Origin of the sequence: Kitasatospora misakiensis, from assembly GCF_042656005.1 — a bacterium.
Lineage (GTDB): Bacteria > Actinomycetota > Actinomycetes > Streptomycetales > Streptomycetaceae > Kitasatospora > Kitasatospora misakiensis.
The window spans coordinates 30,736-57,031 of sequence record NZ_JBHSOF010000050.1 but is presented as its reverse complement, the minus strand read 5'-3'; the positions used below and the strand labels follow the sequence as shown (position 1 = coordinate 57,031).

Genomic DNA, 26,296 nt, shown 5'->3' with positions numbered 1-26,296 from the left:
CCCGACCACATCTTGATCACAGCGGCCGCCTGACGGATCGTGGAAGGAGCAATCCGACCACACCTCTCCCGACTGGAGCCGCCATGACCGCCCTCCGCGTGAAGGCCTTCGACCACCTCGTGCTCAACGTCAGCGACATCGAGCGCTCACTGGAGTTCTACGGCGGCCTGCTGGGCCTGGAACCGGTCCGGGTCGACGAGTGGCGCGCCGGCAAGGCCCCGTTCCCCTCGCTCCGGATCACCCCCGAGACGATCATCGACCTGACGGTCCGCCCCCGCCACGAGTCCAACGTCGACCACATCTGCCTCACCGTCGACCCCCTCGACTGGCAGCAGGTCCTCGACGCCGGCACCTTCACCGTCCTGGAGGGCCCCGTCCCCCGCTACGGCGCCCGCGGCAGCGCCACCTCCATCTACATCCAGGACCCGGACGGCAACACCGTCGAACTCCGCTGGTACCCCGAAGACGCCGCCTGACCACGGCCCCGGACCGCCGGTCGGCGTGGTCCGGCGGTCCGGGCCCAACTCCACCGGAAACAAAGGGTTCTGGGCTCCGGCCCGGCCCACCCCACGGACCCCGAAGAGCGGCCTGGCGCCCCGTTACAGAGTGGTGACGATCGTGTGATGGTGAGTGGACGAATCTCCTGAGAGGATCTCCATATCGCAGCCGCCGCACCCGCGACATCACAGCGGACCAACTCCGCGCGCGGCTGCCTCTCATTCGATACCCGGGGGGGTACCCACTCATGTTCGCACGCCCGCTGACCCGCCGTTCCCGCCTGCTCGCCACGGCCACCCTGATCGCCGCCACCGGCACCACCATGCTCGTCCCGGCGACCGCCTTCGCGGCCGACGCCCCGCCCGCCGCCGTCGCCCCGGCCGCCGCCGCTCCGGCCGCGAAGGCGGACGAGAACGCCGCCAAGCCCCTGGCCGCCACCCTGGAGACGGCCCCGGGACAGGCCCCGATCACCCGCGGTGGCGAGGGCGCGGCCATGAAGCTGACCGTCACCAACAACTCCGACGAGGAGCAGCAGTACCACCCGACGGTCTCCGTCGCCCCCGTGGGCACCCCCACGAACAGCTTGAACTGGATCGAGTTCAGCGCCAAGGAGATCTCGGGCCCGGAGACCTACGGCCTCCGTGGTTTCGGGAGCAACGGCTTCACGGGCTACGTCCTGCCCAAGAACGGCATGACGTCCAGGACCTTCACCGTCCCGGCCCACACCACCTACAGCTGGGCGGTCACCGTCCAGGTGCGGGCCGCCCTGCCCGCGGACAACACCGCCGTGAAGGTCACGCTGCAGAACGACCGGGACAACAGCACCAACAGCGCGCCGATCAACCTGCCGATCGCCGCCCCCACCGGGGCCCTGGTCCAGCGGTTCACGTCCTCCGGGACCACCGTCTCCTTCAAGAAGCCCTTCGAGACCGACCTCGTCCTGACCAACAACGGGGCGGCGATCACCGCTCCGATCACCCCGACGCTGAAGTTCCCCGACACCCGCGTCCCCCTCAAGCTGGACGTGCAGCAGCCGGACGGCACCTGGGTCGCGGTTCCGGGCTCGGGCAACGTCTGGCAGCTGCCGCCGGTGGCCGGTGGTCTCGGCAAGGGCGAGAGCCACCACTACAAGGCACGGCTGTCCCTCGGCGACGTGACCGGACCGGGGACCTCTTTCTCCACCTGGATGTCGCTCCTGCCGGACACCGACCAGGGGCCGATCGACATCATCAGCAAGGAACTGGTCGAGGTCGACACCTACCGCGCCACGCCCACCCCCCAGCCGACGCCGACCGAGACCACCCCGGCCCCGACCGCCACGCCGACCGCGACGGCGACCTCCACCCCGGTCGCGACCCCGACGACCGCGCCGGCCGCCGTCCCGGTCACCACCCCGACCACCACGCCGACCGCGACCGTGCCCGCCGGCACCAAGGTCGTCGCGGCGGCGTACTCCGGGAACCAGGCCGCCACCACGACCGCCACCAAGGCCGTCGACGCCACCGCCCCGACCAGCACCACCCTCGCCTCGACCGGGGCCGGCAACTCCGGCGCCATGTTCGGCACCGCCGGCGCCCTGGTGCTGCTCGGCGCCGGGTCGGTCTTCTACGCCAAGCGCCGCCGCACCCAGGCCCAGGACTGACCCGGCACGCAGGTGCCCCGGACGGCCTCCGCCGTCCGGGGCACCTGCGGTTTCCGGGCCCCGACCACGGCGGGGCCGACCCGCGGCTCCCCCCACGGGTCGCGGGGCGACCCCACCGCTCCGCTGGACGGGCTCAGTCCGCCAGCGGGAGGTAGACCCGGTTGCCCTGGGCGGCGAACTCTGCGGACTTGGCCTGCATGCCGGCCAGGGCCTCGGCGTCGAACTCGGTGGCCACGGCGCTGGAGCCGTCGCCGTGTTCGTCGCGGATCTTCTGGGAGATCTTCATCGAGCAGAACTTCGGACCGCACATCGAGCAGAAGTGGGCGGTCTTGGCCGGCTCGGCGGGCAGGGTCTCGTCGTGGAACTCGCGGGCCGTCTCGGGGTCGAGGGCCAGGTTGAACTGGTCCTCCCAGCGGAACTCGAAGCGGGCGTCGGACAGGGCGTCGTCCCAGTCCTGGGCGCCGGGGTGGCCCTTGGCGAGGTCGGCGGCGTGTGCGGCGATCTTGTAGGTGATGACGCCGGTCTTCACGTCGTCCCGGTTGGGCAGGCCCAGGTGCTCCTTGGGCGTGACGTAGCAGAGCATCGCGGTGCCCCACCAGGCGATCATCGCGGCGCCGATGCCCGAGGTGATGTGGTCGTAGCCGGGCGCGACGTCGGTGGTGAGCGGGCCCAGGGTGTAGAAGGGGGCCTCGTCGCAGATCTCCTTCTGGAGATCCATGTTCTCCCTGATCTTGTTCATCGGGACGTGGCCCGGGCCCTCGATCATCACCTGGACGTCCTTGGCGCGGGCGATCCGGCCCAGCTCGCCCAGGGTCTGGAGCTCGGCGAACTGCGCCTCGTCGTTGGCGTCGGCGATCGAGCCGGGGCGCAGGCCGTCACCGAGCGAGAAGGTGACGTCGTAGCTCGCGAGGATGTCGCAGAGCTCCTCGAAGTTGGTGTAGAGGAAGTTCTCCCGGTGGTGCGCCAGGCACCAGGCGGCCATGATCGAGCCGCCGCGCGAGACGATGCCGGTCTTGCGGCGGGCGGTCAGCGGCACGTAGCGCAGCAGCACGCCAGCGTGCACGGTCATGTAGTCGACGCCCTGCTCGCACTGCTCGACGATGGTGTCGCGGTAGACCTCCCAGCTCAGGTCCTCGGCCCGGCCGTCGACCTTCTCCAGCGCCTGGTAGAGCGGCACCGTGCCGATCGGCACGGGGGAGTTGCGCAGGATCCACTCGCGGGTGGTGTGGATGTTGCGGCCGGTGGAGAGGTCCATGACGGTGTCGGCGCCCCAGCGGGTGGCCCAGGTCATCTTCTCCACCTCCTCCTCGATCGAGGAGGTGACCGCGGAGTTGCCGATGTTGGCGTTGATCTTCACCAGGAAGTTGGTGCCGATGATCGCCGGCTCGACCTCGGGGTGGTTCACGTTGACCGGGATGACGGCGCGGCCGCGGGCCACCTCGTCGCGGACGTACTCGGGCGCCAGGCCCTCGCGCAGGGCGACGAACTCCATCTCGGGGGTCACCACGCCGCGCTTGGCGTAGGCGAGTTGGGTGACCGCGACGCCGCCGCGGCCGCGCAGCGGGCGGCGCGGACGGCCGGGGAAGACCGCGTCGAGGTTGCGCAGGTTCCCGCCGCGCGGCGAGGTGTGCTTGATGCCGTCGTCCTCGGGGCGCGCCTCGCGGCCGTCGTACTCCTCGACGTCGCCGCGCTGACGGATCCACGGGTCGCGCAGCGCGGGCAGGCCGCGCCGGACGTCGGGCTCGTAGGCCGGGTCGGTGTACGGACCGGAGGTGTCGTACAGCGGGACGGTCTTCTCGTTGGTGAGCACGACCTCGCGGTACGGGACGCGGAGGTCGGGGCGGGACCCTTCGCGGTAGGCCTTGCGCCAGGCCGGGGTGGGGTAGCCGGTGCCGGCGCTGGTCACGGCGCCGCTGCGGTCGGACGGCGACTGGGCAGACTGCGGCTGTGCCTCAAAGGTGGTCATACGACCTTCAACTCCCTACGCCGGCATTACCCGGTCAGGTTCCTGCGGTCGACGCAGCCTCCGGTCCGTCCTCGACGTACCGTTCAGCGCCCTCTCAGCCCGGTGCTCCGAGCTCCCGCGTCCGCAGGCGGTGTTGCCCGCGCATGACGTCCAACACCGTAGCGAGCCGATCGCCGGAGGTCCAGAGGGGGTCCCCGCGGGAGAACGGCGAGGTCCGGACGGTGAACGACGGGCACGGAGGCGTCCGGCCGGGCAGACTGGCCTCGGAGCGGACGCGGAGCGGACGGGTCGAGGGAGGCCGGCGTGGTCGGGAGCACGGGGCGGGTGACCGGGGCGGTTGGCGCGGGGCTGGTCGGCGAGGTGATGGTGCACGTCCCGGCGCGTCAGGGCGCCGAGGCGTTCCTCGCCTACCTGGCCGTTCCGGGGGACCGGCTGGTGGTGGGGACGCCGGTGGTGGTGATCGAGTACCAACCGCCGAGGACGGTGTACGTGGCGCCGATCGGTCCGTGACGGGCCGGGCGCGCCGCCTGTGACCTGCGGCCGAGCCCGTGGCGGGGCCGCCGGCCGCGCCGCCCGTGACGGTCCGCGGACCGTCCCGTGACGACCTTGTGACGGCCCGTCATGTCACCTCCCTTTCCCTGCGATCGACCCGGGCGGACAATCCGTTTCGGCGCATCTCCTGCGCCGGAAGGGGGAGTTGAACCATGGTCTACATCATCGCCGGGGCGGTCGCCGCGGTACTGATCGTCGGGATCACGCTCTTCAAACTCATGTGGCGGGTGGCCGAGCCGAACGAGGCACTGATCATCTCCGGTTCCCGCCACCGCACCGAGGGGGTCGGCGACGGTCTGGGCTTCCGGATCGTCACCGGCCGGGGGACCTTCGTCACACCGGGCCTGCAGGGGGTCCGGCGGCTCTCGCTGGACCTCAACGAGGCCGAACTGAACGTCGAGTGCGTCACCACGCAGGGCATCCCGGTCCGGGTCAAGGGCGTGGTGATCTTCAAGGTCGGCGACGACGACGTCTCGATCGCCAACGCCGCCCGCCGCTTCCTGGACCAGCAGAAACTCATCAGCCAGCGCGTCCACAACGTCTTCGCCGGCCACCTGCGCTCGATCGTCGGCGGCCTCACCGTCGAGGACATGATCCGCGACCGCGAGCGGCTCACCGGCGAGACCCGGGCCGCCTCCGGGCTGGAGATGGAGAAGCTCGGGCTGATCATCGACACCCTGCAGATCCAGGAGATCATCGACCCCACCGGCTACATCAAGAACCTCGCCATCCCGCACGCCGCCGCCGTCCAGCGGGACGCCCGGATCGCGCAGGCCGAGGCGGACCGGCTGGCCACCGAGGCCGAGCAGGAGGCCGCCGCCCGCAAGGCCGAGGCGACCCGCAACAGCGAGATCCAACAGTCCTCGTACCAGGCCGAGATGGACACCGCGACCGCCCGCGCCCGGCAGGCCGGACCGCTCGCCGACGCCGCCTCCCGGCAGCAGGTGGTGGTCGAGGAGACCCGGGTCGCCGAGCTGGAGGCGCAGCGCAAGGAGCAGCAGCTCCAGATCGACGTGCGCAAGCCCGCGGACGCCCGCGCGTACGACACCCGCACCAGCGCCGAGGCGGCCCGCGACGCCCGGATCTCCGCCGCCCAGGCGCAGGCCCGGGAGACCGAGCTGGCGGCGGCGGCCGAGGCCAGCCGGGTGCGGATCGCGGCCGAGGCGGACGCGGAGGCCACCCGGCTGCGCGGTCTGGCGGAGGCCGAGGCGACCACGGCCACCGGGCGGGCGGAGGCGTCCTCGGTGGAGGCGCGCGGTCTGGCCGACGCCGCCGCGGCGCGGGCGATCGCGCTGGCCCGGGCGGAGGGCATCAAGGCCCGGGCGGACGCCCTGGCCGAGAACCAGGACGCCGTGGTGGCCCAGGAGTTGGCGGAGAAGTGGCCGCAGATCGTCCGGGCGGCCGCAGACTCCTTCGGCAACGTCGAGCACATGGTGCTGCTCAACGGGGCCGACGGGATGGGCGAGATGTTCGCCAAGGCGCTCGCGATGGGCGGCACCGGGCTCGGGCTGGCCCGGCAGCTGCTGTCCACCGTCGGCCCGGACGCCGCGCCGGCGGCCGGCGCGGGCTCCGCGGGTACTGGCCGGGCCGACGCCGCCCCGGCGGCCTCCGCGCGGATCGCCGTCCGGGTGCCGGTGGACGCGGTGCCCGCCGGCCGCCTCCCCGGCACCCGCGCGGACGACCCGGAGGACGCGGAGGCCCCGGAGGCTCTGGTAGCTCCGGCGGACGCGGAGCGCGAGGAGGACTGACCCGGTCTGGGTAGCCCGGTGGCGCCCGCCTGAGTACCCGTACTCAGGCGGGCGCCACCGCCTCCGCAGGACGATGGGGGCATGCAGCCAGCAGCCACCGCGCGGATCGGCATCACCGCCGTCGGAGCCCAGCTCCCCGCCCGCCGACTGACCTCCCAGCAGCTCCAGGACGAGATCACCGCCGGCGGCCGACTGCGTCTGCCGGAGCGCACCTTCGAGAAGGCCACCGGCATCGTCACCCGGCACTTCGCGGCCGACGACGAGTACGCCTCCACCCTGGCGCTCGGCGCCGCCCGGCGCGCCCTGGCCGCCCGCGGGCTGGACCCGCTCGACCTGGACCTGCTGCTCTTCGCCTCCGCCACCCGGGACGTCGCCGAACCCGCCACCGCCCATCTGGTCCAGGCCGAACTCGGCTCCCGTGCCCACGCGTTGGACGTCAGCAACGCCTGCAACAGCTTCCTCAACGGGATCGACCTGGCCCGCTCGATGATCCTGGCCGGCCGCGCCCGGCGGGCCCTGGTGGTCACCGGGGAGACGCCCAGCCGGGCGATGCGCCGGGATCCGAGCGGCGCGGAGCAGTTCCGCGCGGGCTTCGCCGGCTACACCTTCGGCGACGCGGGCGCGGCCGTGGTGGTGGAGGCCGTGGAGCGCGGCGGCATCCTCGACGTGGAGACCGAGACCGCCTCCCAGCACTGGGAGACCGGCGGTATCCCGGGCGGCGGCTCGCGCCACCCGCGCGGCGACGAGTACAGCTACTTCCGCGGCGGCGGCACGGAGTTGCGCGGCGTCTTCGAGAAGATCGGCCTGGACATCCTGACCCGGGTGGCCGCCCGCACCGGCCTCGGCTGGGACGACTACGCCCGGGTGCTGGTGCACCAGGTGACCGTCCCCTATCTGGAGCGGTTCGTCGAGGCCACCGGGGTGCCGGAGGAGAAGCTGGTGGTGACCGTGCCCGAGCTCGGCAATGTCGCCAGCGCCACGATAGGCGTCCAACTCGACCGAATACGCGATGAGTTGGCATCGGGCGACAAGGTGCTGATGATCGGGCTCGGCGGCGGCGTCAGCCTGATGACGATGGTCTGGGAGGCGTCGTGACCGCGCTGTGGGTGATCGTCCCCGCCTACCAGGAGGAGGCCCGGATCACCGGCACCCTGAACGCCCTCGCCGCCCAGCGGGACCGGGAGTTCACCCTGCTGGTCGCGGACAACGGCTCCACCGACGGCACCGTCGCCGCCGTCCGCGCCTTCGCCGAGCGGGCGCCGTTCCCCGTCGAGGTGCTGGTCGAGCCGGAGAAGGGCGTCGGCTCCGCGGTCGACACCGCGTTCCGGCACGCCGCCGCCCGGGGCGCCACCCTGCTCGCCCGCACCGACGCCGACTGCCTGCCCGCCCCCGGCTGGACGGCCGCCGCCCGGGCCGCCCTGCTCGACTGCGGCGGACTGGTCTGCGGCCGGGTCACCGCCCGCCGGGACGAGCACGGACCGGTCGGGCGAGCCGTCTTCCTGGTCCTGGTCGCGCTCGGCGCGTTCTTCGGCCGGATCCGGCCCGCGCACCGGCGCCGGCACGGCTACCTGACGCCGTACCGGATGCACGCGGGCAACAACATGGCGATCACCGCCGAGCTGTACCGGGCGGTCGGCGGCATGCCGCGCCGGCCCTCGCCCACCGACCGGCTGTTCATCAACCGCGTCCGCCGGCACACCACGGCGATCGTGCACCGCCGCGACATGGTGGTGCAGAACTCCACCCGCCGGATCCGCGCCTACGGGGTGGTCGGCACCGCCCGCTGGTACCTGGACCGCGGGGCCGGCGCGCGCGCCGTCGACGTCCGCTGACCCCCGCTGACCGCTGACCGCTGACCTCCACCGGACCACCAGGCTCACCGCTACCCGAGGACACCCCGTGCTCGACCGGCTCGCCCACTCCCTGCGCACCCTGCACCCCGACCGCCCCGCCGTGCTGGCCCGGACCAGGCTCGGCGGGACCCGCGTCCGGATCCGCCGCGGCGAACTCGCCGCCCTCGCCGACAGCTACGCCGTCGCCCTGCGCGCCCGCGGCCTCGACGAGGGCGCCACCCTCGGCGTCGCCGTCCGCCCCGGCCCGCGCGCGCTCGCCGTGATGCTCGCCGCCCACCGGCTCGGCCTGCGGATCGCCGTCCTCGACCCGACCGCCGGCCCCGACGTCCTGGCCGCCCGGCTCGCCCTGGCCCGGCCGGAGCTGGTGCTCGCCGACGCCGCCGCCCAGGCGGTGGCCGGCTGGGCCAGGCCGCTCGCCCGGCACGCCGACCTCGCCCTGCCCCGCCTGGCCGCGCTCGGCCCGGTCGCCACCCTCGGCCGCCGGCTGCCCGGCTGCGCGCCCCGGCTGCGCACCGGACGGTTCGGCGCCTCGGTACCGCGGATCCCCGGCTCCGACAAACCGGGCCGCGACGCCGACGCCGTCATCGTCTTCACCTCCGGGACCACCGCCCGCCCGCGCGCCGTGGTGCACTCCCGCAGCGGCCTGGCCGAGGGGCTGCGCACCGTCACCGAGCTGGTCGACCCGCGACCCGGCTCGGTCGTCCTGGGCGGCACCTTCTTCGTGCTGGTCCCCGCGCTGACCGCCGGTGCCGCGGTCGCCCTGCCGGCCCGCGACCCGGCCGCGCTGGCCCGCCAGCTCGACCGGCTCGCCCCGGCGCACACCTACCTCACCCCGCCGCAGCTGCGGGCCGCGCTCGGTGCCGGGGCCCGGTTCACCGGCCGGGTCTGGACCGGTTCGGCGCCCGCCGACGCCGCCCTGCTCCGCCGGGTCAAGCAGGCCGGGGCCGAGCAGGCCTGGGGCGTCTACGCGCTCACCGAACTGTTCCCGGCGGCGGCCGTCGAGGAGGCCGAGAAGAGCGCCTTCACCGCGCCGGGCGATCTGGTCGGCGCCCCGCTGCCGGGCGTGCGCACCGACCTCGGGCCGGACGGCGAACTGCTGCTCGGCGGCCCGGGCGCCCGGCACCGCTACCTCGGCGAGGAACCCGACCCCTGGGTGCGCACCGGCGACCGCGCCACGCTCGACCAGGGCGGCCGGATCGTGCTCGCCGGCCGGCTCAAGGACATGGTGCTGCGCGGCGCCGAGAACATCTACCCGGGCCTGTACGAGCCGACCCTGCACCTGCCGGGCGTCGAACTCGCCGTCCTGGTCGGCGTCCCGGACGGCGACGGCGACGAACGGCTGGTCGCCCTCGTCCAGCCCTCGCTCGGCACCGACCCGCGACGGCTGCGCGGGGCGCTGGCCGGACCGCTGGACCGGATGGGCTCGGCCCGCCCGGACGCCGTGCTGTTCGGCCCGGTGCCGCTGGCCGGGCGCTCCCGCAAACCGGACCGCGCGGCCGCCGCCGCCCGGTGCGCCCGGGAGCTGTCCGGATGAGCCGCGACACCTCCGTGGGGGACCGGCCGACCCTCCGGGAGACCGCCCCCGAGCCCGCCCGGCACCGGGCCGCCCGCCGCCGGGACCGCCGGGTCTACCTGCGCAGCCACCCGCTGCTGTTCGCCCTGCTCGCCGCCACCCGCCGCCGCCCGGTCGCCCGGCTCGGCCGCACCGTCCTGGTGCACGGCGCCGAGGCCTACCGCGAGGCGCTCACCCGGATCCCGCTGGACCGCACCGCGCCCGGCACCACCGGCGGCGCCGCCGCCGAACTCACCGCCGGTGGACTGCTGTTCGACCAGGACGGTGCCGAACACCGCACCGCCCGCCGCGCGTTGGCGGTCGAGCTGGACGCCGCGGCGGTGCACCGGCTCCGGCCGCGCTGGCAGGCCGTCCTCACCGCCCGGATCCCGGAACTCGCCGACGGCGGCCTCGACATCGTCTCCCTGGCCCGGGAGTTGGCCGGTGTGACGGCCGCCGCGCTGACCGGGTCGACGGCCTGCCCGGGCGCCCTGGCCGACGCCGCCGCCGAGGCCGCCAAGGCCGCCGCCCGCGACCACCTGCCCCGCCCGCGACCGCCCGGCGCCGCCCGGCTGGCCGCCGACCTCGCCGCCGAACTGGCCGCGCTGCTGCCCGACCCCCGGGACGCCATGGTCGCGGTCGCCGCCGTCAACACCAGCGTCGCCGCGCTCCGCCGGGCCGCCGCGTGGTGCGCGGACGCCGGACTCTGGCCCGCGGCCGACGCGCTCGGCGCGCGGGCGCTGGCCGCCGAACTGCTCGGGCTCACCGCGCCCTCGCCGCTGCTCCCCCGGGTGGCCGCCGCCGACGCCGTGCTGGCCGGGCGGCGGATCCGGGCCGGCGACCGGCTGATCCTGGTCGCCCGGCACGCCGCCGGGGCGCACCGGCCGGAGCCCGCCACCGGGCCGGCCGCCGCCCCGGCTCCCTTCGGAGCCGGCCCGCACGCCTGCCCCGGCGCCGGGGTGGCCCGCGCCCTGCTCGCCGAGCTGCTGCTGGCGCTCGCGCCGTACCGGCCGGTGGTCGTCGGCGCCCGGGTCGACCGGCGGGCCGCGCTGCCCGGCTGGGCCGAACTCACCCTGCGCGCCACCCGCCGCCCCGTCCCCGCCTGAACGCCACCTTCTGAGGAGACCCGATGCGGATCGCCGTCACCGGCGCGAGCGGCTTCTGCGGCTCGCACGTCGTCCGGGCCGCCGTCGCCGCCGGCCACGAGGTGCTCTGCCACGGCCGCCGCCCCGGCCCGGCCGGCCGGCACGTCCGCTGGGACGCCACCGCCGGGGAGCCGGACTTCACCGGCGCCGACGCGATCGTGCACTGCGCCGCCGCCGTGGCCGACCTGCCCCGGGGCGCCGAGGCCGAGGCCGCCCAGCACGCCGTCAACGTCGCCGGCACCGAGCGCCTGCTGCGCGCCGCCGGGGACCGCCCGCTCGTCTGGGTCTCCAGCGCCAGCGTCTACGACCCCCGGACGGGCGGCGGGCCCGTCCGCCCCGTCCAGGAGGACCACCCCACCGAGTCCGGCCACCTCAACGCGTACGGGCGCACCAAGGCCGCCGGTGAACGGCTCGCGCTCGCCGCGGGCGCCGTCGTGCTGCGCCCGCGCGCCGTGTACGGCCCCGGCGACCCGCATCTGGTGCCCCGGCTGCTGGAGCGGGTCCGGCACGGCCGGCTGCTGCTGCCCGGCGGTGACGTGCCGCTCAGCCTCACCGCCGTGCAGAACCTCGCCGACGCCTGCCTGTCGGCGGTCGGCGCGGGCCGCACCGGCGACCGCCCGTGGACGCCGGTGGCCTACAACATCGCCGACGCCCGCCCCTACCGGCGCGATGAGGTGGTCCGCGCGGTGCTGGCCGCGCACGGGGTGGCCGCCCGGATCCACCACGTGCCGGCCCCGCTGGCCCGGCTGGCCGCCCGCACCGGGCGGCTCCCCGGGCTGACCCCGTACGCGGTGGACCAGCTGTCCCGCGGCGTGGTGCTGGACCTCGCCCGGGCCCGCGCCGCGGGCTGGCGGCCGCACCGGGACCTGGACGCCTTCCTGCGCGAGACCGCCGCCCGGCCCCCGCGCCTGCCCGCACCCGCCTGACGGCCCGCAGCACCGCAGAACCGCAGAACGCCCGACGCCCGCGCCCCTGGGGAGGGGACGCGGGCGTCGGGGGACGTCCGGTCAGTTCCTGGCGGCCTTCTTCACCAGGATCACCACGGCGGCGGCGATACCGACCACCACCAGCGCCTTGACGGCGAAGGCCAGCAGCGCGCCGACCACGCCGAAGACGAACACCAGCAGGTTCCAGGCCAGGATCAGCACCAGCACCGGCACGACGATGTTCCGCACCCACGAGGGCAGCGACTTCCAGAGCTCAGCCATGTCCGTTCCTTCTCTCCCCTTGGGGTCGGCTGCCGTCCGGTGCCGCATCCCGCTCGCTTTCGATACTTCGATCGTACGGGGGCAGAAGGGACGGAACGAGGCCCAACGGCCCCGAGAGAACCCGGAGATCACCCCGAGCCCGGACCCCGGGTGAACCCCTGCCCCGGCCTCGGGGAACGACCCTGGTCACGGGCCTCAGACCGGCCAGGTCTCCCGGCGCCAGGCGGCGTCCCAGAACATCCACTCGTACCGCGAGGTGGTCACGAAGTGCTCGACCACCCGGCGCCGTTCGGCGGGGGAGATCTCCTCGCCGAGCCGGTCGGTCAGCGCCAGCACCCGGCGCACCACGGACTGGAACGCCTCGTCGCCGTAGGTGGAGATCCACTTCGCGTAGAGCGGGTCGGGGGAGCCCTCGGCGAGCAGCCGCTCGCCGACCCGGGCGTAGATCCAGTAGCAGGGCAGCACGGCGCCGACCGCCTCCGCGAAGGAGCCGCCGTAGACGGTGGCGAGCAGGTAGCTGGTGTACGCGCGGGTGGTCGGCAGCACCGGCTCGGCGGCGGCCTGCTCGGCGGTGTCGCCGAAGGCGTCCAGGAACTCGGCGTGCATGCCCTGCTCGGCGGCCAGCGCGCCGATCGCGTCGTCGGCGAAGGCCCGGACCTCCTCCTCGCCGGGCGCCTTGGCCGCGCAGACGGCCAGCGCGCGGGCGTAGTCGCGCAGGTAGTGCGAGTCCTGCACGACGAAGTGGCGGAACGCCTCGCGCGGCAGGGTGCCGTCGGTGAGGCCGGCGAGGAAGGGGTGGGCGAGGATCTCGGCGTAGACCGGCTCGATCGCCGTCCAGAGTTCTTCGGTCAGGCTCAGGCTCATGCCCCGACCCTAACCGGCCGCTCCGCGCCGTCCCGGGGCCGTCCGCGGGCCTTGGGTGTCAGTCCTCGGGCGGCGAGAACACCACCAGCACCCGCAGTTCCTCGGTGATGTGGTGGAACCGGTGCGGCGTCCCGGCCGGCACGTAGACGACGGTGCCCCGGCCCACCGCGGCGGTCTCGTCCCCGACGGTCAGCTCGGCCCGGCCGCTGATCACCTGGTAGATCTCGTCCTGGGCGTGCGCGGTCTGGGTGTCGGTGTCGCCGGGGGAGAGCGCGTAGAGGCCCGCCGACATCCGCGGCTCGCGCAGGAACCGCAGGTACGCACCGTCGTTGGCGGCGCGCTCGGCGTCCAGGTGGTCCAGCCGGAACAGCTTCATCGGGAGCACTCCTCCTCGTACGGGCCTCGACGTACGGGCCTCGAACCACCGGCATTCAACACCACCACGCCGTCCGCGCGGGCCGTCACCCCTTGACCGACCTGGGACGCTGGCCCCATGAAGGGTTTCGTCATCAAGACACTGATCAACGCGGCGGCCATCTGGGTCGCCGCCTGGATCGTCGCCGGGATCACGCTCACCGGGGACGACTGGCAGCACAAGACGCTCACGGTGGTCGCCGTGGCACTGGTCTTCGGCGTGGTCAACTGGCTGATCAAGCCGGTGGTGCAGTTGTTCTCCCTCCCCCTGTTCATCCTCACCCTGGGCCTGTTCACCTTCGTGGTGAACGCGCTGATGCTCTGGCTCACCTCATGGGCCTCGGACAAGCTCGATCTCGACTTCCACGTCGACGGCTTCTGGTCCGCGCTGTTCGGCGCGCTGATCATCAGCCTGGTCTCCTGGGGCCTGAGCCTCGCCCTCGACGACGACTGAGCGCGGACGCCCCGACCGACCCGCCCGCACCGACCCGCCCGGACGGACGCACCCGGGGCGGGGGCGTTTCGGCTGCTCCGGGCTGCGGGAGACTCCCGCACAACGCTCCAGCCCCGGAGGTCGCCATGCGCACCCCACCCCGCCCCGTCGTCAAACGCACCGCCCGGGCGATCGTGCTGGAGGTCGACCCGAACGACCCGTACGGACCGGCCTCGATGATCATGATCAGGCGCACCCGCCCCGGCTCCCCGCACCCGTACTGGATCACCCCCGGCGGCGGCGTCGAGCGGGACGACCGCACCGTGGTCGAGGCCCTGCACCGCGAGGTCGACGAGGAGCTCGGCGGCAAGGTCGTCGACGTGGTGCCCGCCTTCGTGGACACCATCAGCCACACACACCACGACGACGGCACCCCGCTCCACCCGCACGGGGTCAAGGTGCAGCACTTCTTCGTCTGCCGGCTGGCCTCGATGGACCTCGACCGGCGGCACGGCCCCGAGGTGGACGAGCCCAACGGCGCCTACGAGGTGGTCCGGATCCCGTTCACCCGTGAGGGGGTCACCTCCGTCAACGTGGTGCCGCCCAGCCTGCGGGCGTACCTGGCCGCCAACATCGAGGGCGTCCGCGCCCTGCTCGCCCCCGACCTCGCCTGACGCCGCTCACGGCTCACGGCTCACGGCTCGCGGCCCGCGGCTCACGGCTCACGGCGCGGCCAGGTCACCGACCAGGTCGTGCCGGATCCGCTCGGCCGGCACCCCGGACCGCAGCAGCACCCCGCTCGCCCGCCGGACCATCGCGGGCGGGCCGGCCAGGTACGCCGTCCGTCCGGTCCACGGGCCGAACCGGGCCACCGCTTCGGGGAGTTCACCCGCGAGCAGGGCCGCGGCGGCGGCCTCGGCCGTCCCCGCGCCGGGACCGGACAGCACCCCGCGCACGGTCAGCCAGCGGTGCCGCCCCGCCAACTCGCGCAACCCCGCCAGCTCGTACAGCTCGGCGGGTGTCCGGGCCCCGTGGAACACCTCCACGGCGCGGCCCGCCGCGCCGTGCTCGGCGAGCTCCTCGACCAGCGCCCGCAGCGGCGCGATCCCGGTGCCGCCGCCGACCAGCAGCAGGTCGGTGCCGGCGGCGTGGTCCAGGGTCATCCCGCCGGCCGCCGGACCGAGCCGCAGCACGTCCCCGGGCGCGGCCCGGTGCACCAGGGCGTTGCTCACCCAGCCCGCCTGCACCGCCTTGACGTGGAAGGTCAGCAGACCGTCCGGCCGGGGCGCCGAGGCGAACGAGAAGTGCCGCCAGACCCGCGGCCACCAGGGCGTCTCCAGACTGGTGTACTGCCCGGCGCGGTACGGGTAGGCCTGGTCCGGCCGGACGGTGAGCACGGCGAGGTCCGGGGTGCGGCGCTCGTGCGCCACCACCTCGCCCTGCCACCAGGGCGGCGAGGTGCGGGCGGACTCCTCGGCGGCCTCGATCATGATCGAGGAGACCAGCCGGTAGACCCGGCGCCAGGCGCGTTCGGTCTCGGCGTTCCACCGGCTGCCCGCGTACTTGGCCAGCGCCGCCACCAGGCACTCGCCGACCGGGCCGTAGTGGTCGGTGAGGGTGCCGTACCGGCGGTGGCCGCGGCCCAGCGCGCTCAGGTAGGCGCGCAGACCGTCCGGGTCCCCGGCGCTGCGGGCCGCCGTCAGCAGGGCGCGGAAGAGGCGGTCGCGCTGGACGTCCATGGCGGCCGGGAAGAGCGCCCGGATCTCGGGGTGGCCGAGGAAGATCAGCGCGTAGAAGTGCGCGGTGGCCCGGTCGGCGACCGGCTCGACCACCGCCAGGCTGGTCCGGATCAGCTCGATGTCCCGTGCGGTGGGCGGCTGTTCGGCGTCCGCGCGGAGATCCGGCGCGGGCGCGGGTTCCGGCGCGGGATCCGGCGCGTCGGCGGACGGGGACGCGGGCGGTGAGTCGGTACCACCGAGGGTGCGCAGCGCCCAGGCACGGGACCACTGGTCCCCCGGACCGGCCCAGTTGAGACCGGGCGCGCTGGTGAACAGCGGCTCGATCGCGGGTCCGGCGGTCACCGGTACGGCCACCGGCACGGCGGGCGGCGCGACGGGCGGAACGGCGGGCGGCTCCACGGGCCGCGGCGGCACGACGGGCGGCACGGACGGCGGCACCGACGGCGGCGCGGGGATCGCCGGCCGGACGGACTGCACCGGCACCACGGGCGCCACCGGTCCGAGCACCAGCGGCCCGGGCAGCACCGGCCCGGTCACCGGCGGCAGGTCCGGCGGGACCGGCGGCACCATGTCCACCACAGGGTCCGGCGCGGCGTCCGTCACCGCATCGAGCACCACGTCCGGCAGGCCGGGTACGGCCGAGGCCGCCGCCGAGCCGTGTCCGGTACGGACCAGAAGTGTTCTGCGGGACTTCACCGCAGCGTTTCGAGTACCCAAGAGAATCGTTTCGCCTCCGGCCGGCCTTCGCCACCACCTGGCTTGTCTCTGCTGACGCCCAGGAAGCGTGGCACGGCCGAAGTGCTCATCCGACAAATCGCGCGAAGCCCGGACACCCGCCCTCCGGACGCGCTACTCTCACCGCTCCGCGATCGCCCCGGGTGGTGGCTCCACCACCCAGGGCGACCACGGGCTGCCCGTCGCGGGCGCTCAGAGCTGCCGCAACAGCACGCCCGGCTGTTCGACGCAGTCCGCCACGAACCGCAGGAACCCGCCCGCGGTGCCGCCGTCGCAGACCCGGTGGTCGAAGGTGAACGACAGCTGGGTCACCTCGCGCACCGCCAACTCCCCCTGGTGGACCCAGGGTTTGGCGACGATCCGGCCCACCCCGAGCATCGCCGCCTCCGGGTGGTTGAGGATCGGGGTGGAGCCGTCCACTCCGAACACCCCGTAGTTGTTCAGGGTGAACGTCCCGCCGGTCAGCTCGGCCGGGGCGATCGCCCCGGTCCGCGCCGCCTCGGTCAACCGGCCCAGCTCCACGCCGAGTTGCTCGGTGGTGAGACGCTGGGCGTCCCGCACCACCGGGACGACCAGACCGCGCTCGCCCTGGGCCGCGAAGCCCAGGTGCACCGCGGAGTGCCGCAGGATGCCCGAACCATCCTCGGTGACACTGGAGTTGAGCTCGGGGAAGCGCTCAAGACCGACCGTGCAGATCCGGGCCAGCAGCGCCAGCACGCTCACCTTCGGCCCCGGAGTGGCGTTCAACTGCCGCCGCAGCGACATGAGTTCGGTGGCGTCGACGTCCACCCAGCAGGTCGCGGCGGGGATCTCCCGGTGGCTGCGGCCGAGCTTCTCCGCCACCGCCTTGCGCAGCCCGCGCAGCGGGACGACCTGCCCGGCCTCGGCGGGCACCACGCCCACCGGGGCGGCCATCGGCGCGGCCACCGGCGCGGCCACCGGCGCGGCCACCGGCGCGGAGACCTTGGCCGCGACCGCGCGTTCGACGTCCGCCCGCATGATCAGCCCGTCCGGCCCGCTACCGGTGACGACCGCCAGGTCGACGCCCTGCTCCCGGGCCAGCCGCCGCACCAGCGGCGAGATCACCGCCGGAGCGACGGGCGCGACCGGAGCAACAGGCGCCGACGGAGCCGGGGCGACGGCCACCGCCGCCCCGCCCCCGACCCGGCGCCGCCGGCCACTGCGGCTCGGTTCGGCGACCCCGTACCCGACCAGCGGCCGCTCCACCTCCGCCGCCCGCTCCCCGGCCGGCACCGCCGCGAGCGGCCGCGCGCCCTCGCCCGGCGACACCGCGACCGTCACCAGCGGCGCGCCGACCGCGACCTCCTCACCCACCGCGCCGAACAGCGCGGTCACCACCCCGCCGTACGGGCAGGGCACCTCGACCACCGCCTTGGCGGTCTCCACCTCCACCACCGGCTGGTCGACCGCGATCACCTCGCCGACCTCGACCAGCCAGCGCACGACCTCCGCCTCGGTGAGTCCCTCACCGAGGTCGGGCAGGGTGAACTCGCGCACGACGGGCATCATCCTCAGTCCTCCCACTGGAGCCGGGCGACCGCGTCCAGGATCCGGTCCACCCCGGGCAGGTGGTGGTGCTCCAGCATCGGCGGCGGGTACGGGATGTCGAAGCCGGTGACCCGCAGCACGGGCGCGGCCAGGTGGTGGAAGCAGCGCTCGGTGACCCGGGCGGCGATCTCCGCGCCGGTGCCGCCGAAGCCGCCCGCCTCGTGCACCACCACGGCGCGGCCCAGCGAGCGCACCACCCGGCAGACCGTCTCGTCGTCGAACGGGACGAGGGTGCGCAGGTCGAGCACCGCGAGGTCCCAGCCCTCGGCCCTGGCCGCCTCGGCCGCCTCCAGGCAGACCGGCAGCGAGGGGCCGTAGGTGATCAGCACGGCGGAGGTGCCGGTCCGGCGGAGCACGGCCCGGCCGATCGGCTCGACCGGGGCGGCCGGGTCGAACTCGGCCTTCCCCCAGTACATCCGCTTGGGCTCCAGGAAGACCACCGGGTCGTCCGAGGCGATCGAGGCCCGCAGCAGCCCGTAGGCGTCGGCCACCGTGGCCGGGGTGACCACGTGCAGGCCCGGGGTGGAGGCGTAGTACGCCTCGGAGGCGTCGCTGTGGTGCTCGACGCCGCCGATGCCGCCGCCGTACGGGATCCGGACTGTGATCGGCAGCGGCAGCCGGCCGGCGGTGCGGTTGCGCATCTTGGCGACGTGCGAGAAGAGCTGCTCCAGCGCCGGGTAGGCGAAGGCGTCGAACTGCATCTCGACCACCGGCCGCAGCCCGTACATGGCCATGCCGACGGCGGTGCCGAGGATGCCCGCCTCGGCGAGCGGGGTGTCCAGGCAGCGGTCCGGGCCGAACTCGGCGGTCAGCCCGTCGGTGATCCGGAAGACACCGCCGAGCGCGCCGACGTCCTCGCCGAGCATGTGCACCGTCGGGTCCTCGCGCATGGCGTCGCGCAGGGCCGCGTTGAGCGCCTGCGCCATGCTGGCGGTGCGGCCGGAGACGGCGGGGGAGACAGCGGTCGTCATCAGTGCTGCACCTCGGCCTCGGCGGCCAGCTCCTCGGCCAACCGCGCCGCCTGCTCGCGCAGTTGCTGGGTCGGCTCGGCGTACACATGGGCGAACAGCGACATCGGGTCGAGCTCCGGGTCGGCGTGGAACTCGGCGCGCATCCGGGCCGCGAGCGCCTCCGCCTCCTCGGCCGCCCCCTGGACCAGGGCGTCGTCCAGCACGCCGAGCTCGCGCAGCGCGCGCTCCATCAGCGCTATCGGGTCGTGCTCCCGCCAGGCCGCGACCTCGGTCTCGGTCCGGTAGCGGGTGGCGTCGTCGGCGTTGGTGTGCGCCTCGACCCGGTAGGTGAGCGCCTCGACCAGGGTCGGGCCGCCACCGGTCCTGGCCCGCTCGACCGCCTCGGCCAGCACCCCGTGCACGGCGGGCGCGTCGTTGCCGTCGACCAGCCGGCCGGGCATCCCGTAGCCGACGGCCTTGTGCGCCAGGGTCGGGGCGGCGGACTGCGCGCTGAGCGGGACGGAGATCGCGTACCCGTTGTTCTGGACCAGGAAGACCACCGGTGCCTGGAGCACGGCGGCGAAGTTCAGCGCCTCGTGGAAGTCGCCCTCGCTGGTGCCGCCGTCGCCGAGCATCGCCAGCGCGACCACCGGCTCGCCGCTCAGCCGGGCGGCGTGCGCCAGCCCGACGGCGTGCGGGCCCTGGGTGGCCAGCGGGGTGCAGAGCGGCGCGGTCCGGCTGGCCCGGGGGTCGTAGCCGGTGTGGGCGTTGCCGCGCAGCAGGGTGAGCGCCTCCAGCGGGTCCACCCCGCGGGAGACCACGGCCAGGGTGTCGCGGTAGCTGGGGAACAGCCAGTCGCGCTCGCCGAGCACCAGCGCGGCGGCGACCTGGCAGGCCTCCTGCCCGGTCGAGGCCGGGTAGACGGCGAGCCGGCCCTGCTTGGTCAGGGTGGTGGCCTGCTGGTTGTACCGGCGGCCGACGACCAGCCGGCGGTACAGCTCGCGGAGCAGCGCGGGGTCGCACTTCTCCAGCGCGGGGGTACCGAGCACGCGGACGGGAGCGGGGTCCGGGAGCAGCGGGGACGGGTCGGTGCGGGGGGCGGTGGCCCCGGGCAGCCAACCGGGTACCGCCGTGTGGTGTCTGTGGTCGAGAACGGTCATCTCGGGCACCTCCGGGGGTGGTGGGGGCTCCCTACCGATTGTTCGGTCGTCTGTTCATCTTGACCAGAAGCGTGCGAAGGTGGTGGACATTCGGCCCGGATGGGCGTCGACTGGTGGCAGTGCGTCCAATCGTTGGGGGTGGGGGGTCATGTCGGCTGAACAGACGTCCAGACTCGACCGGGTCGACCGGGCGATCCTGCGGCTGCTGCAGCAGGACGGTCGCGCCTCCATCCGCTCGGTGGCCGAGCGGGTGCACGTGTCCCGGGCGAACGCGTACGCCCGGATCTCCAGGATGGTCGAGGACGGCGTGATTCGCGGCTTCACCGCCCGGGTGGACCACGAACGGGCAGGTCAGGGCGCGTCCGCGTACATCACCCTGAAGATCGTGCAGAACTCCTGGCGGACGGTGCGCGAGCAGCTGCTGGCCCTGCCGGGGGTCGCGCACATCGCGCTGATGGGCGGTGACTTCGACGTCATGCTGCTGGTGCACACCGCCGACAACCACGCCCTGCGGGACCTCGTGCTCAACCGCATCCAGTCGATCCCGCAGGTGCTGGGCACCCGGACCATGCTGGTCTTCGAGGAGACGGACCAGGTGCCGCCCGACTAGTCGTGCCTTGTCAGGGCAGGTCCGCTACCGGGCCCGGAGGCCGTCGAAGGCCAGGTGGACGACCGCGTCCGCGACGCCGTCGGCGCCCTTGAGACCCGGCCGGTACCACTCCACGATCGAGTTGATCATGCCGAAGAGCAGCCGGGTGGCCAGCCGCGGCTCGACGTCCGCCCGCAGCGCGCCGTCCGCGACGGCGGCCCGCACCAGCTCGGCCACCTGGTGGTCGAAGTCCCGGCGGCGCTCCAGCGCCCACTGCTCGGTGGCCGTGTTGCCGCGTACCCGCAGCAGCAGGGTGACGTAGGGCAGCTCCGCCAGCAGCACCTCGGCGGTCCGCCGTACGACGTGCTCCAACCGCTCCACCGTCGGCCCCTCGACCGCGTCCGGCTCGGCCAGGATCCCGAACAGCCCGTCCAGCGCCCGCCCGACGGCCAGCCGGAGCAGTTCCTCCTTGCCGCGGACGTGGTGGTAGATCGAGGACTTCGAGATTCCGGCCGCGCGCGACAGGTCCTCCATCGAGGTGCCGTCGTAGCCGCGCTCGTTGAACACGTCGACGGTCACCGCGAGCAGGGACTCCACGGTGTAGGCGGTGCGCGTGGTGTGATCGGCCATTCTCCGAGTATCCCCGCCCGCCCCACCCCGGCCGCGCCCGGGTGCCCCGGTCCAGCCCGAAGCCCAACGGCACGCCCTAGACTCGGCGGACGATCCGTCCATGGCCGAGCAGGTGGGGAAGTCGTATGAGCGCAATATCGGCAGTCGAATCCGATCTGCCCGAACAGCGCAGCGACGAATCGGCGGCCGAGCCCGCCGTCGACTGGCGCGAGCGGGCCCGCGGGCTCGCCCTGCGCTTCGGCCCGGCCGTGTGGTGCTACGCCGTCCTGAAGCTGGTCGGCTTCACCGTCTTCATGAAGCTGCTCTCCTTCTCCGGGGACTACCTCAAGAAGCACCCGCGCTTCGGCGGCGGCGCCAACCCCTGGGACGTGCTGGCCAGCTGGGACGGCTGGTGGTACCAGCAGGTCGCCCAGTTCGGCTACCACCCGGCGCTGGTGGCCGTCCCGAACGGTTCCCCGGGGTTCACCGTCGAGCAGAACTCGGCCGCCTTCTTCCCGCTCTACCCGGGCCTGATGCGGCTGGTCTCGGAGGTGACCCCGTTCGGCCTGTACGGCGCCGGGATGATCGTCTCGGTGACCGCCTCGCTGGTCGCCGCGGCCGGCATCTACGCCGTGGTGGACCGGATGGCCGGGCCGCGCGCGGGCGTGATCGCGGCCGGACTGTGGGCGATCGCCCCGGGCTCGGGCGCCGAGTGGGCGCTCTACTCGGACTCGCTGTTCATCGCGCTGGCCGCCTGGTCCTGCTACTGCGTGATGACCAAGCAGTGGGTGACGGCCGGGGTGCTCACCCTGGTCGCGGGCCTCAACCGGCCCACCTCGGCGGCGCTGATCGGCGCGGTCGGCCTGGCCGCGCTGGTGGAGCTGTACCGGAGGGAGAGCGGGGTGGCGCGCCCGCTGACCGCGATGCTGCTGGCCCCGGTCGGGCTGCTCGGCTACGTCGGCTGGGTGGGCTGGCGGATGGGCGAGTGGGGCGGCTACTTCACCCTCCAGCACGACGCCTGGCTGCACTACTTCGACTGGGGACACGGCACCTGGGCCGCGATCCGCGGCGTGCTGCTGGGCCGCAACGACTACCCCTTCGCCTACCACACGGCCGACCTGCTGGCGACGCTGATCGTGCTGAGCCTGCCGGTGCTGATCGTGCTGCTGGTGCGGCTGCGCCCGCCGCTGGTGCTGACCGCCTACACCCTGGCCACCCTCGTCTCGGTGCTCGGCAGCCTGGGCATCTTCGGCAACACCTCGCGCTACCTGCTGCCGGCCTTCCCGCTGCTCATCGCGCTCGCGGTGGCGATGCGGAAGCTGAGCTGGCCGGTGCTGGCGGCGGTGCTGGGCACCGGGGCGGTCGCCTCCGGCTGGTACGGCGGGTACGTGATCTTCGAGCTGGGCATCCCGTAGACCGGCCCGGGCCCCACTGCCCGGGCCCCACTGCCCGGGCCCCACTGCCCGGGCCCCACGGCCCGATTCCCACGGCCCGATTCCCACGGCCCCGGGGGCGCGTCCGCGACGGACGCGCCCTCCGCCGTTTCCGGCCACCTCCGCACGCTCCGGCACTCCGATCCCGTTCGCCCTCTTGAGCCGACCGATCGTTCGGTTACCCTGTGACGTGTCCCGTCCTCCCCTCTGAGGAGCGCACACCATGTCCGCAGCGGTCACCCACCCCCTCGTCGCCGAGCTCGTCGAACGCCACCGGGCCACCCTGGAGGCCGCGGTCGACGCCGCCGCCAAGCGCGACTACTGGTCGCCCTACCCCGAGTTCCCGAAGGCCTACGGCGAGAGCGCCGCCGCGGACGGCAAGGCTGCCTTCGAGTCGCTGCTGAACCGGCCGTTCGAGCTGCCCGGCCACCCCGCCGACGGCGACCTGGTCGGCGGCGAGGCCTCCCCGTACGGCGTCGAGCTGGGCATCGGCTACCCGCACGCCGGGCCGGACGCCCTGATCGCCGCGCTGTCCGCCGCCCGCCCGGCCTGGGCCGCGGCCGGCCCGCTCACCCGTGCCGCGGTCGCCCTGGAGATCCTGGCCCGGATCAACGCGCGCTCCCACGAGTTCGCCCACGCGGTCATGCACACCACCGGCCAGGCCCACGCGATGGCCTTCCAGGCCGGCGGCCCGCACGCCCAGGACCGCGGCCTGGAGGCCGTCGCCTACGCGTACGCCGAGCAGACCCGGCTGCCGGAGAGCGCCGGCTGGACCAAGCCGCAGGGCAAGCGCGACCCGCTGGTGATGACCAAGGAGTTCACCGTCGTCCCGCGCGGCCTGGCGCTGCTGATCGGCTGCAACACCTTCCCCACCTGGAACGGCTTCCCCGGCCTGTTCGCCTCGCTGGCCACCGGCAACCCGGTGCTGGTCAAGCCGCACCCGCGGGCCGTCCTCCCGCTGGCGCTCACCGTCCGGATCGCCCGCGAGGTGCTCGCCGAGGCCGGCTTCGACCCCAACGTGGTCTGCCTGGCCGCCGAGCACGAGGGCGGCACGGTGGCCCGCACCCTGGCCGTCCGCCCCGAGATCAAGCTGATCGACTACACCGGCTCCACCGCCTTCGGCGACTGGCTGGAGGAGAACGCCCGGCAGGCCGAGGTCTACACCGAGAAGGCGGGCGTCAACAGCGTCGTCGTCGACTCCACCGGCGACTACAAGGGCATGCTGAACAACCTGGCCTTCTCGCTCTCGCTGTACAGCGGCCAGATGTGCACCACCCCGCAGAACCTGCTGATCCCGCGCACCGGCATCGACACCGACCAGGGCGCCAAGTCCTACGACGAGGTGGTCCGCGACCTCGCCGCCGCCGTCGAGGGCCTGCTCTCCGACGACGCCCGCGCGACGGCCGTCCTCGGCGCCGTGGTCAACCCGGGCGTGCTCCAGCGCTCGGCCGCCGCGGCCGGCGGCGAGTACGGCGAACTCGCCCTCGCCCCGCGGGCGGTGGAGCACGCGGAGTTCCCCGGCGCGACCGTCCGCACGCCGGCGCTGGTCAAGCTGGACGCCGACAAGCCGGACGACCGGGCGGTGTTCCGCAGCGAGTGCTTCGGCCCGGTCTCCTTCGCCGTCGCGGTCGAGAACACCGCGGCCGCCGTCGAGCTGCTGCGCGACACGGTCCGCACCCAGGGCGCGATGAGCGCCGCCGCCTACACCACCTCCCCCGAGGTCGAGGCCGCCCTGGTCGAGGCCGCCCTCGACTCCGGCGTCTCGCTCTCCCTCAACCTCACCGGCGGGGTGTACGCCAACCAGACCGCCGCCTTCTCCGACCTGCACGGCACCGGCGCCAACCCGGCCGCCAACTCCGCCTACTGCGACGGCGCCTTCGTCGCCAACCGGTTCCGCACGGTGGAGATCCGCCGCCACAGTTAATCGCCCGCTCGCCTCCGGGCCGGGTCGGGTCCCGCGCCCGCCGCGGCGCGTGGCCGGGCACCGTACCTCCGGTCCCCGGCCACGCGCCGGGGACCGGAGATTCACAACGCCGCTCCCGGGCAGCGATGATGGAGGCCGGGGAGGCGCCACAGACGGCGTCCAGCCTCTGTTCGAGCACCGGGAGCCGATACATGACCGAGAAGCAGACCGTCACCGACGTCATCGTGGTCGGCGCCGGACCGACCGGACTGCTGCTGGCCGGCGACCTCGCCGCCGCCGGACTGGGCGTCACCGTGCTGGAGAAGCGCGCCACCGAGTCCACCCTCACCCGGGCCTTCGCCGTGCACGCCCGCACCCTCGAACTCCTCGACGCCCGCGGCCTCGCCGACGAACTCATCGCCACCGGCCGCCCGGTCGACTCGCTGAAGGCCTTCAACCGGGTCCGGGTCGACCTCGGCCACCTGCCGAGCCGCTTCCCGTTCGTCCTGCTGACCCCGCAGTACCGCACCGAGCAACTGCTCCACGACCGGGCGGTGAAGGCCGGTGCGACGATCCTGCGCGGCGCCGAGGTCACCGGCCTGCGGCAGGACACCGAGGGTGTCACCGTCGAGACCGTCCTGGACGGCGCCACCACCACCCACCGGGCCCGCTACGCGGTCGGCGCCGACGGCGTCCACTCCACCGTCCGCGACCTGCTCGGCCTGCCCTTCCCCGGCGAGTCGGTGGTCGACTCGGTGCTGCTCGCGGACGTCCGCCTGGAGCGCGAGCCCGAGGACGGCACCGCCGCCGGCGCCGACGAGAACGGCTTCGCGCTGCTGGTGCCGTTCGGCGACGGCTGGTACCGGGTGCTCGCCTGGGACCGCGCCGAGCAGCTGCCGGACGGCGCCGCGCCCGGACTCGACCTGCTCGCCGACATCACCCGCCGCGCCCTCGGCGAGGACTACGGCCTGCACGACGTCCGCTGGAGCTCCACCTTCCACAGCGACGAGCGGCAGGTCCCCAGCTACCGCTCCGGGCGGGTGTTCCTGGCCGGCGACGCGGCCCACTGCCACTCCCCGGCCGGCGGCCTGGGCATGAACACCGGCCTCCAGGACGCCGCCAACCTCTCCTGGAAGCTCGCCGCCGTCCTCAGCGACCGGGCCACCGACGCGCTGCTCGACACCTACCAGACCGAGCGGCACCCGGTCGGCCGGGCCGCGCTGCGCGCCTCCGGCGCGATGATCCGGGTCGCGGTCGCCCAGTCCGCCGCCACCCGGGCGCTGCGCGGCGCGCTGGTCCAGGTCGCCGGGCGGGTCGACGCCGTGGTGGACCGCGGCGCCCGCACCGTCTCCGGCATCGGCATCGCCTACCCGGCCCCCAAGGAGGCCCACCCGCTGGTCGGCAAGCGCGTCCCGGACCTGCGGCTGACCGCCCTGGAGCCGCCCCGCGAGGGCGAGCCCGCCGCGCCGCAGCGGCTGTACGAGGCCCTGCGGGCGGGGCGGTTCGTGCTGGTCAGCAATGACGAGGTGGCGGCCGCCGACCCGTGGGCGGACCAGCTGGTCACCGCCGCCCCGGCCGATCCGCACGGCAAGCTGCGCGACACCGTGCTGCTGATCCGCCCGGACGGCTACGCCGCCTGGGCCGCCGTCGACCCGGGCGCCGGCGAACTGCGCGCCGCGCTCACCGAGTGGCTCGGCGAGGCCTGACCCGCCCGCGCACGGCCCCAGGGGGAGG

At 74.6% G+C, this 26,296-nt stretch carries 24 protein-coding genes; 15 read left to right on the top strand and 9 right to left on the bottom strand.

Annotated elements, in window-relative coordinates; all coding sequences use genetic code 11:
- The first annotated feature begins 83 nt into the window (after positions 1-83).
- Together ACFP3U_RS29560 and ACFP3U_RS29555 are read left to right on the top strand one after the other, a co-directional pair.
- On the top strand, positions 84-476 hold the full coding sequence (locus ACFP3U_RS29560; protein WP_380228774.1) for a VOC family protein: 393 nt from the start codon (positions 84-86) through the stop codon (positions 474-476).
- A gap of 269 nt (positions 477-745) precedes the next feature.
- Positions 746-2,140, top strand: a complete 1,395-nt coding sequence (locus ACFP3U_RS29555; protein WP_380228773.1) for an LPXTG cell wall anchor domain-containing protein — start codon at positions 746-748, stop codon at positions 2,138-2,140.
- Positions 2,141-2,273: 133 nt separating this feature from the next.
- Here the strand turns inward: ACFP3U_RS29555 and thiC are convergent, their stop codons facing one another.
- Positions 2,274-4,106, bottom strand: coding sequence for a phosphomethylpyrimidine synthase ThiC (gene thiC / locus ACFP3U_RS29550; protein WP_380228772.1), 1,833 nt, complete (start codon positions 4,104-4,106; stop codon positions 2,274-2,276).
- Between the two features lie 303 nt (positions 4,107-4,409).
- On the opposite strand from thiC, the gene ACFP3U_RS29545 reads away from it, so the two are divergent.
- From ACFP3U_RS29545 to ACFP3U_RS29515, 7 genes are all read left to right on the top strand, one after another.
- Complete coding sequence (locus ACFP3U_RS29545; RefSeq protein ID WP_380228771.1) at positions 4,410-4,616, top strand: hypothetical protein; 207 nt, start codon at positions 4,410-4,412, stop codon at positions 4,614-4,616.
- Between the two features lie 194 nt (positions 4,617-4,810).
- Positions 4,811-6,406 (top strand): flotillin family protein, encoded by a 1,596-nt coding sequence (locus ACFP3U_RS29540; protein ID WP_380228770.1) that lies wholly within the window; start codon positions 4,811-4,813, stop codon positions 6,404-6,406.
- Between the two features lie 81 nt (positions 6,407-6,487).
- On the top strand, positions 6,488-7,501 hold the full coding sequence (locus ACFP3U_RS29535; protein WP_380228769.1) for a 3-oxoacyl-ACP synthase III family protein: 1,014 nt from the start codon (positions 6,488-6,490) through the stop codon (positions 7,499-7,501).
- Complete coding sequence (locus tag ACFP3U_RS29530) at positions 7,498-8,238, top strand: glycosyltransferase (RefSeq protein ID WP_380228768.1); 741 nt, start codon at positions 7,498-7,500, stop codon at positions 8,236-8,238. Before ACFP3U_RS29535 ends, ACFP3U_RS29530 begins: the two co-directional genes overlap by 4 nt.
- Positions 8,239-8,305: 67 nt before the next feature.
- Positions 8,306-9,793 carry a class I adenylate-forming enzyme family protein gene (locus ACFP3U_RS29525; RefSeq protein ID WP_380228767.1) on the top strand — a complete coding sequence of 496 codons (1,488 nt, stop codon included), beginning with the start codon at positions 8,306-8,308 and terminating at the stop codon, positions 9,791-9,793.
- A complete protein-coding gene (locus ACFP3U_RS29520; RefSeq protein ID WP_380228766.1) occupies positions 9,790-10,917 on the top strand; it encodes a cytochrome P450 family protein in 1,128 nt (375 codons plus the stop codon). Before ACFP3U_RS29525 ends, ACFP3U_RS29520 begins: the two co-directional genes overlap by 4 nt.
- Before the next feature lie 23 nt (positions 10,918-10,940).
- Positions 10,941-11,882: an NAD-dependent epimerase/dehydratase family protein gene (locus ACFP3U_RS29515; RefSeq protein WP_380228765.1), complete on the top strand. Its 942-nt coding sequence runs from the start codon at positions 10,941-10,943 to the stop codon at positions 11,880-11,882.
- 81 nt (positions 11,883-11,963) lie between these two features.
- On the opposite strand, the gene ACFP3U_RS29510 is transcribed toward ACFP3U_RS29515, so the two are convergent.
- The 3 genes from ACFP3U_RS29510 to ACFP3U_RS29500 form a co-directional block, all read right to left on the bottom strand.
- The gene (locus tag ACFP3U_RS29510) at positions 11,964-12,164 is read right to left on the bottom strand and encodes a DUF5326 family protein (protein ID WP_380228764.1); all 201 of its coding nucleotides are present in this window, start codon (positions 12,162-12,164) and stop codon (positions 11,964-11,966) included.
- Between the two features lie 195 nt (positions 12,165-12,359).
- Entirely contained in the window at positions 12,360-13,028 is a 669-nt protein-coding gene (gene tenA / locus ACFP3U_RS29505) for a thiaminase II (protein ID WP_380228763.1), read from the bottom strand.
- Between the two features lie 58 nt (positions 13,029-13,086).
- A complete protein-coding gene (locus ACFP3U_RS29500) occupies positions 13,087-13,404 on the bottom strand; it encodes a cupin domain-containing protein (RefSeq protein WP_350542999.1) in 318 nt (105 codons plus the stop codon).
- A gap of 117 nt (positions 13,405-13,521) precedes the next feature.
- Here ACFP3U_RS29500 and ACFP3U_RS29495 point away from each other — a divergent pair, with 117 nt between their 5' ends.
- Together ACFP3U_RS29495 and ACFP3U_RS29490 are read left to right on the top strand one after the other, a co-directional pair.
- Positions 13,522-13,896 carry a phage holin family protein gene (locus tag ACFP3U_RS29495; protein WP_380228762.1) on the top strand — a complete coding sequence of 125 codons (375 nt, stop codon included), beginning with the start codon at positions 13,522-13,524 and terminating at the stop codon, positions 13,894-13,896.
- A gap of 125 nt (positions 13,897-14,021) precedes the next feature.
- Positions 14,022-14,549: an NUDIX domain-containing protein gene (locus ACFP3U_RS29490; RefSeq protein ID WP_380228761.1), complete on the top strand. Its 528-nt coding sequence runs from the start codon at positions 14,022-14,024 to the stop codon at positions 14,547-14,549.
- Between the two features lie 48 nt (positions 14,550-14,597).
- Here ACFP3U_RS29490 and ACFP3U_RS29485 read toward each other — a convergent pair whose 3' ends face one another.
- The 4 genes from ACFP3U_RS29485 to pdhA form a co-directional block, all read right to left on the bottom strand.
- Complete coding sequence (locus ACFP3U_RS29485; protein ID WP_380228760.1) at positions 14,598-16,310, bottom strand: globin domain-containing protein; 1,713 nt, start codon at positions 16,308-16,310, stop codon at positions 14,598-14,600.
- 231 nt (positions 16,311-16,541) lie between these two features.
- Positions 16,542-17,876 carry a dihydrolipoamide acetyltransferase family protein gene (locus ACFP3U_RS29480; protein ID WP_380228783.1) on the bottom strand — a complete coding sequence of 445 codons (1,335 nt, stop codon included), beginning with the start codon at positions 17,874-17,876 and terminating at the stop codon, positions 16,542-16,544.
- Between the two features lie 5 nt (positions 17,877-17,881).
- A complete protein-coding gene (locus ACFP3U_RS29475; RefSeq protein ID WP_380228782.1) occupies positions 17,882-18,892 on the bottom strand; it encodes an alpha-ketoacid dehydrogenase subunit beta in 1,011 nt (336 codons plus the stop codon).
- Positions 18,889-20,028: a pyruvate dehydrogenase (acetyl-transferring) E1 component subunit alpha gene (gene pdhA / locus ACFP3U_RS29470; RefSeq protein ID WP_380228759.1), complete on the bottom strand. Its 1,140-nt coding sequence runs from the start codon at positions 20,026-20,028 to the stop codon at positions 18,889-18,891. The genes ACFP3U_RS29475 and pdhA overlap by 4 nt, the downstream gene beginning before the upstream one ends.
- A 148-nt stretch (positions 20,029-20,176) precedes the next feature.
- On the opposite strand from pdhA, the gene ACFP3U_RS29465 reads away from it, so the two are divergent.
- Entirely contained in the window at positions 20,177-20,638 is a 462-nt protein-coding gene (locus tag ACFP3U_RS29465; protein WP_380228758.1) for an Lrp/AsnC family transcriptional regulator, read from the top strand.
- 24 nt (positions 20,639-20,662) lie between these two features.
- Here the strand turns inward: ACFP3U_RS29465 and ACFP3U_RS29460 are convergent, their stop codons facing one another.
- Entirely contained in the window at positions 20,663-21,247 is a 585-nt protein-coding gene (locus ACFP3U_RS29460; RefSeq protein ID WP_380228757.1) for a TetR/AcrR family transcriptional regulator, read from the bottom strand.
- Between the two features lie 125 nt (positions 21,248-21,372).
- On the opposite strand from ACFP3U_RS29460, the gene ACFP3U_RS29455 reads away from it, so the two are divergent.
- The 3 genes from ACFP3U_RS29455 (at position 21,373) to ACFP3U_RS29445 (ending at position 26,268) form a co-directional block, all read left to right on the top strand.
- The gene (locus tag ACFP3U_RS29455) at positions 21,373-22,641 is read left to right on the top strand and encodes a hypothetical protein (RefSeq protein WP_380228756.1); all 1,269 of its coding nucleotides are present in this window, start codon (positions 21,373-21,375) and stop codon (positions 22,639-22,641) included.
- A 241-nt stretch (positions 22,642-22,882) separates the two neighbouring features.
- Complete coding sequence (gene paaN, locus ACFP3U_RS29450; protein ID WP_380228755.1) at positions 22,883-24,583, top strand: phenylacetic acid degradation protein PaaN; 1,701 nt, start codon at positions 22,883-22,885, stop codon at positions 24,581-24,583.
- 191 nt (positions 24,584-24,774) lie between these two features.
- The gene (locus ACFP3U_RS29445) at positions 24,775-26,268 is read left to right on the top strand and encodes an FAD-dependent monooxygenase (protein WP_380228754.1); all 1,494 of its coding nucleotides are present in this window, start codon (positions 24,775-24,777) and stop codon (positions 26,266-26,268) included.
- Positions 26,269-26,296 lie beyond the last annotated feature (28 nt).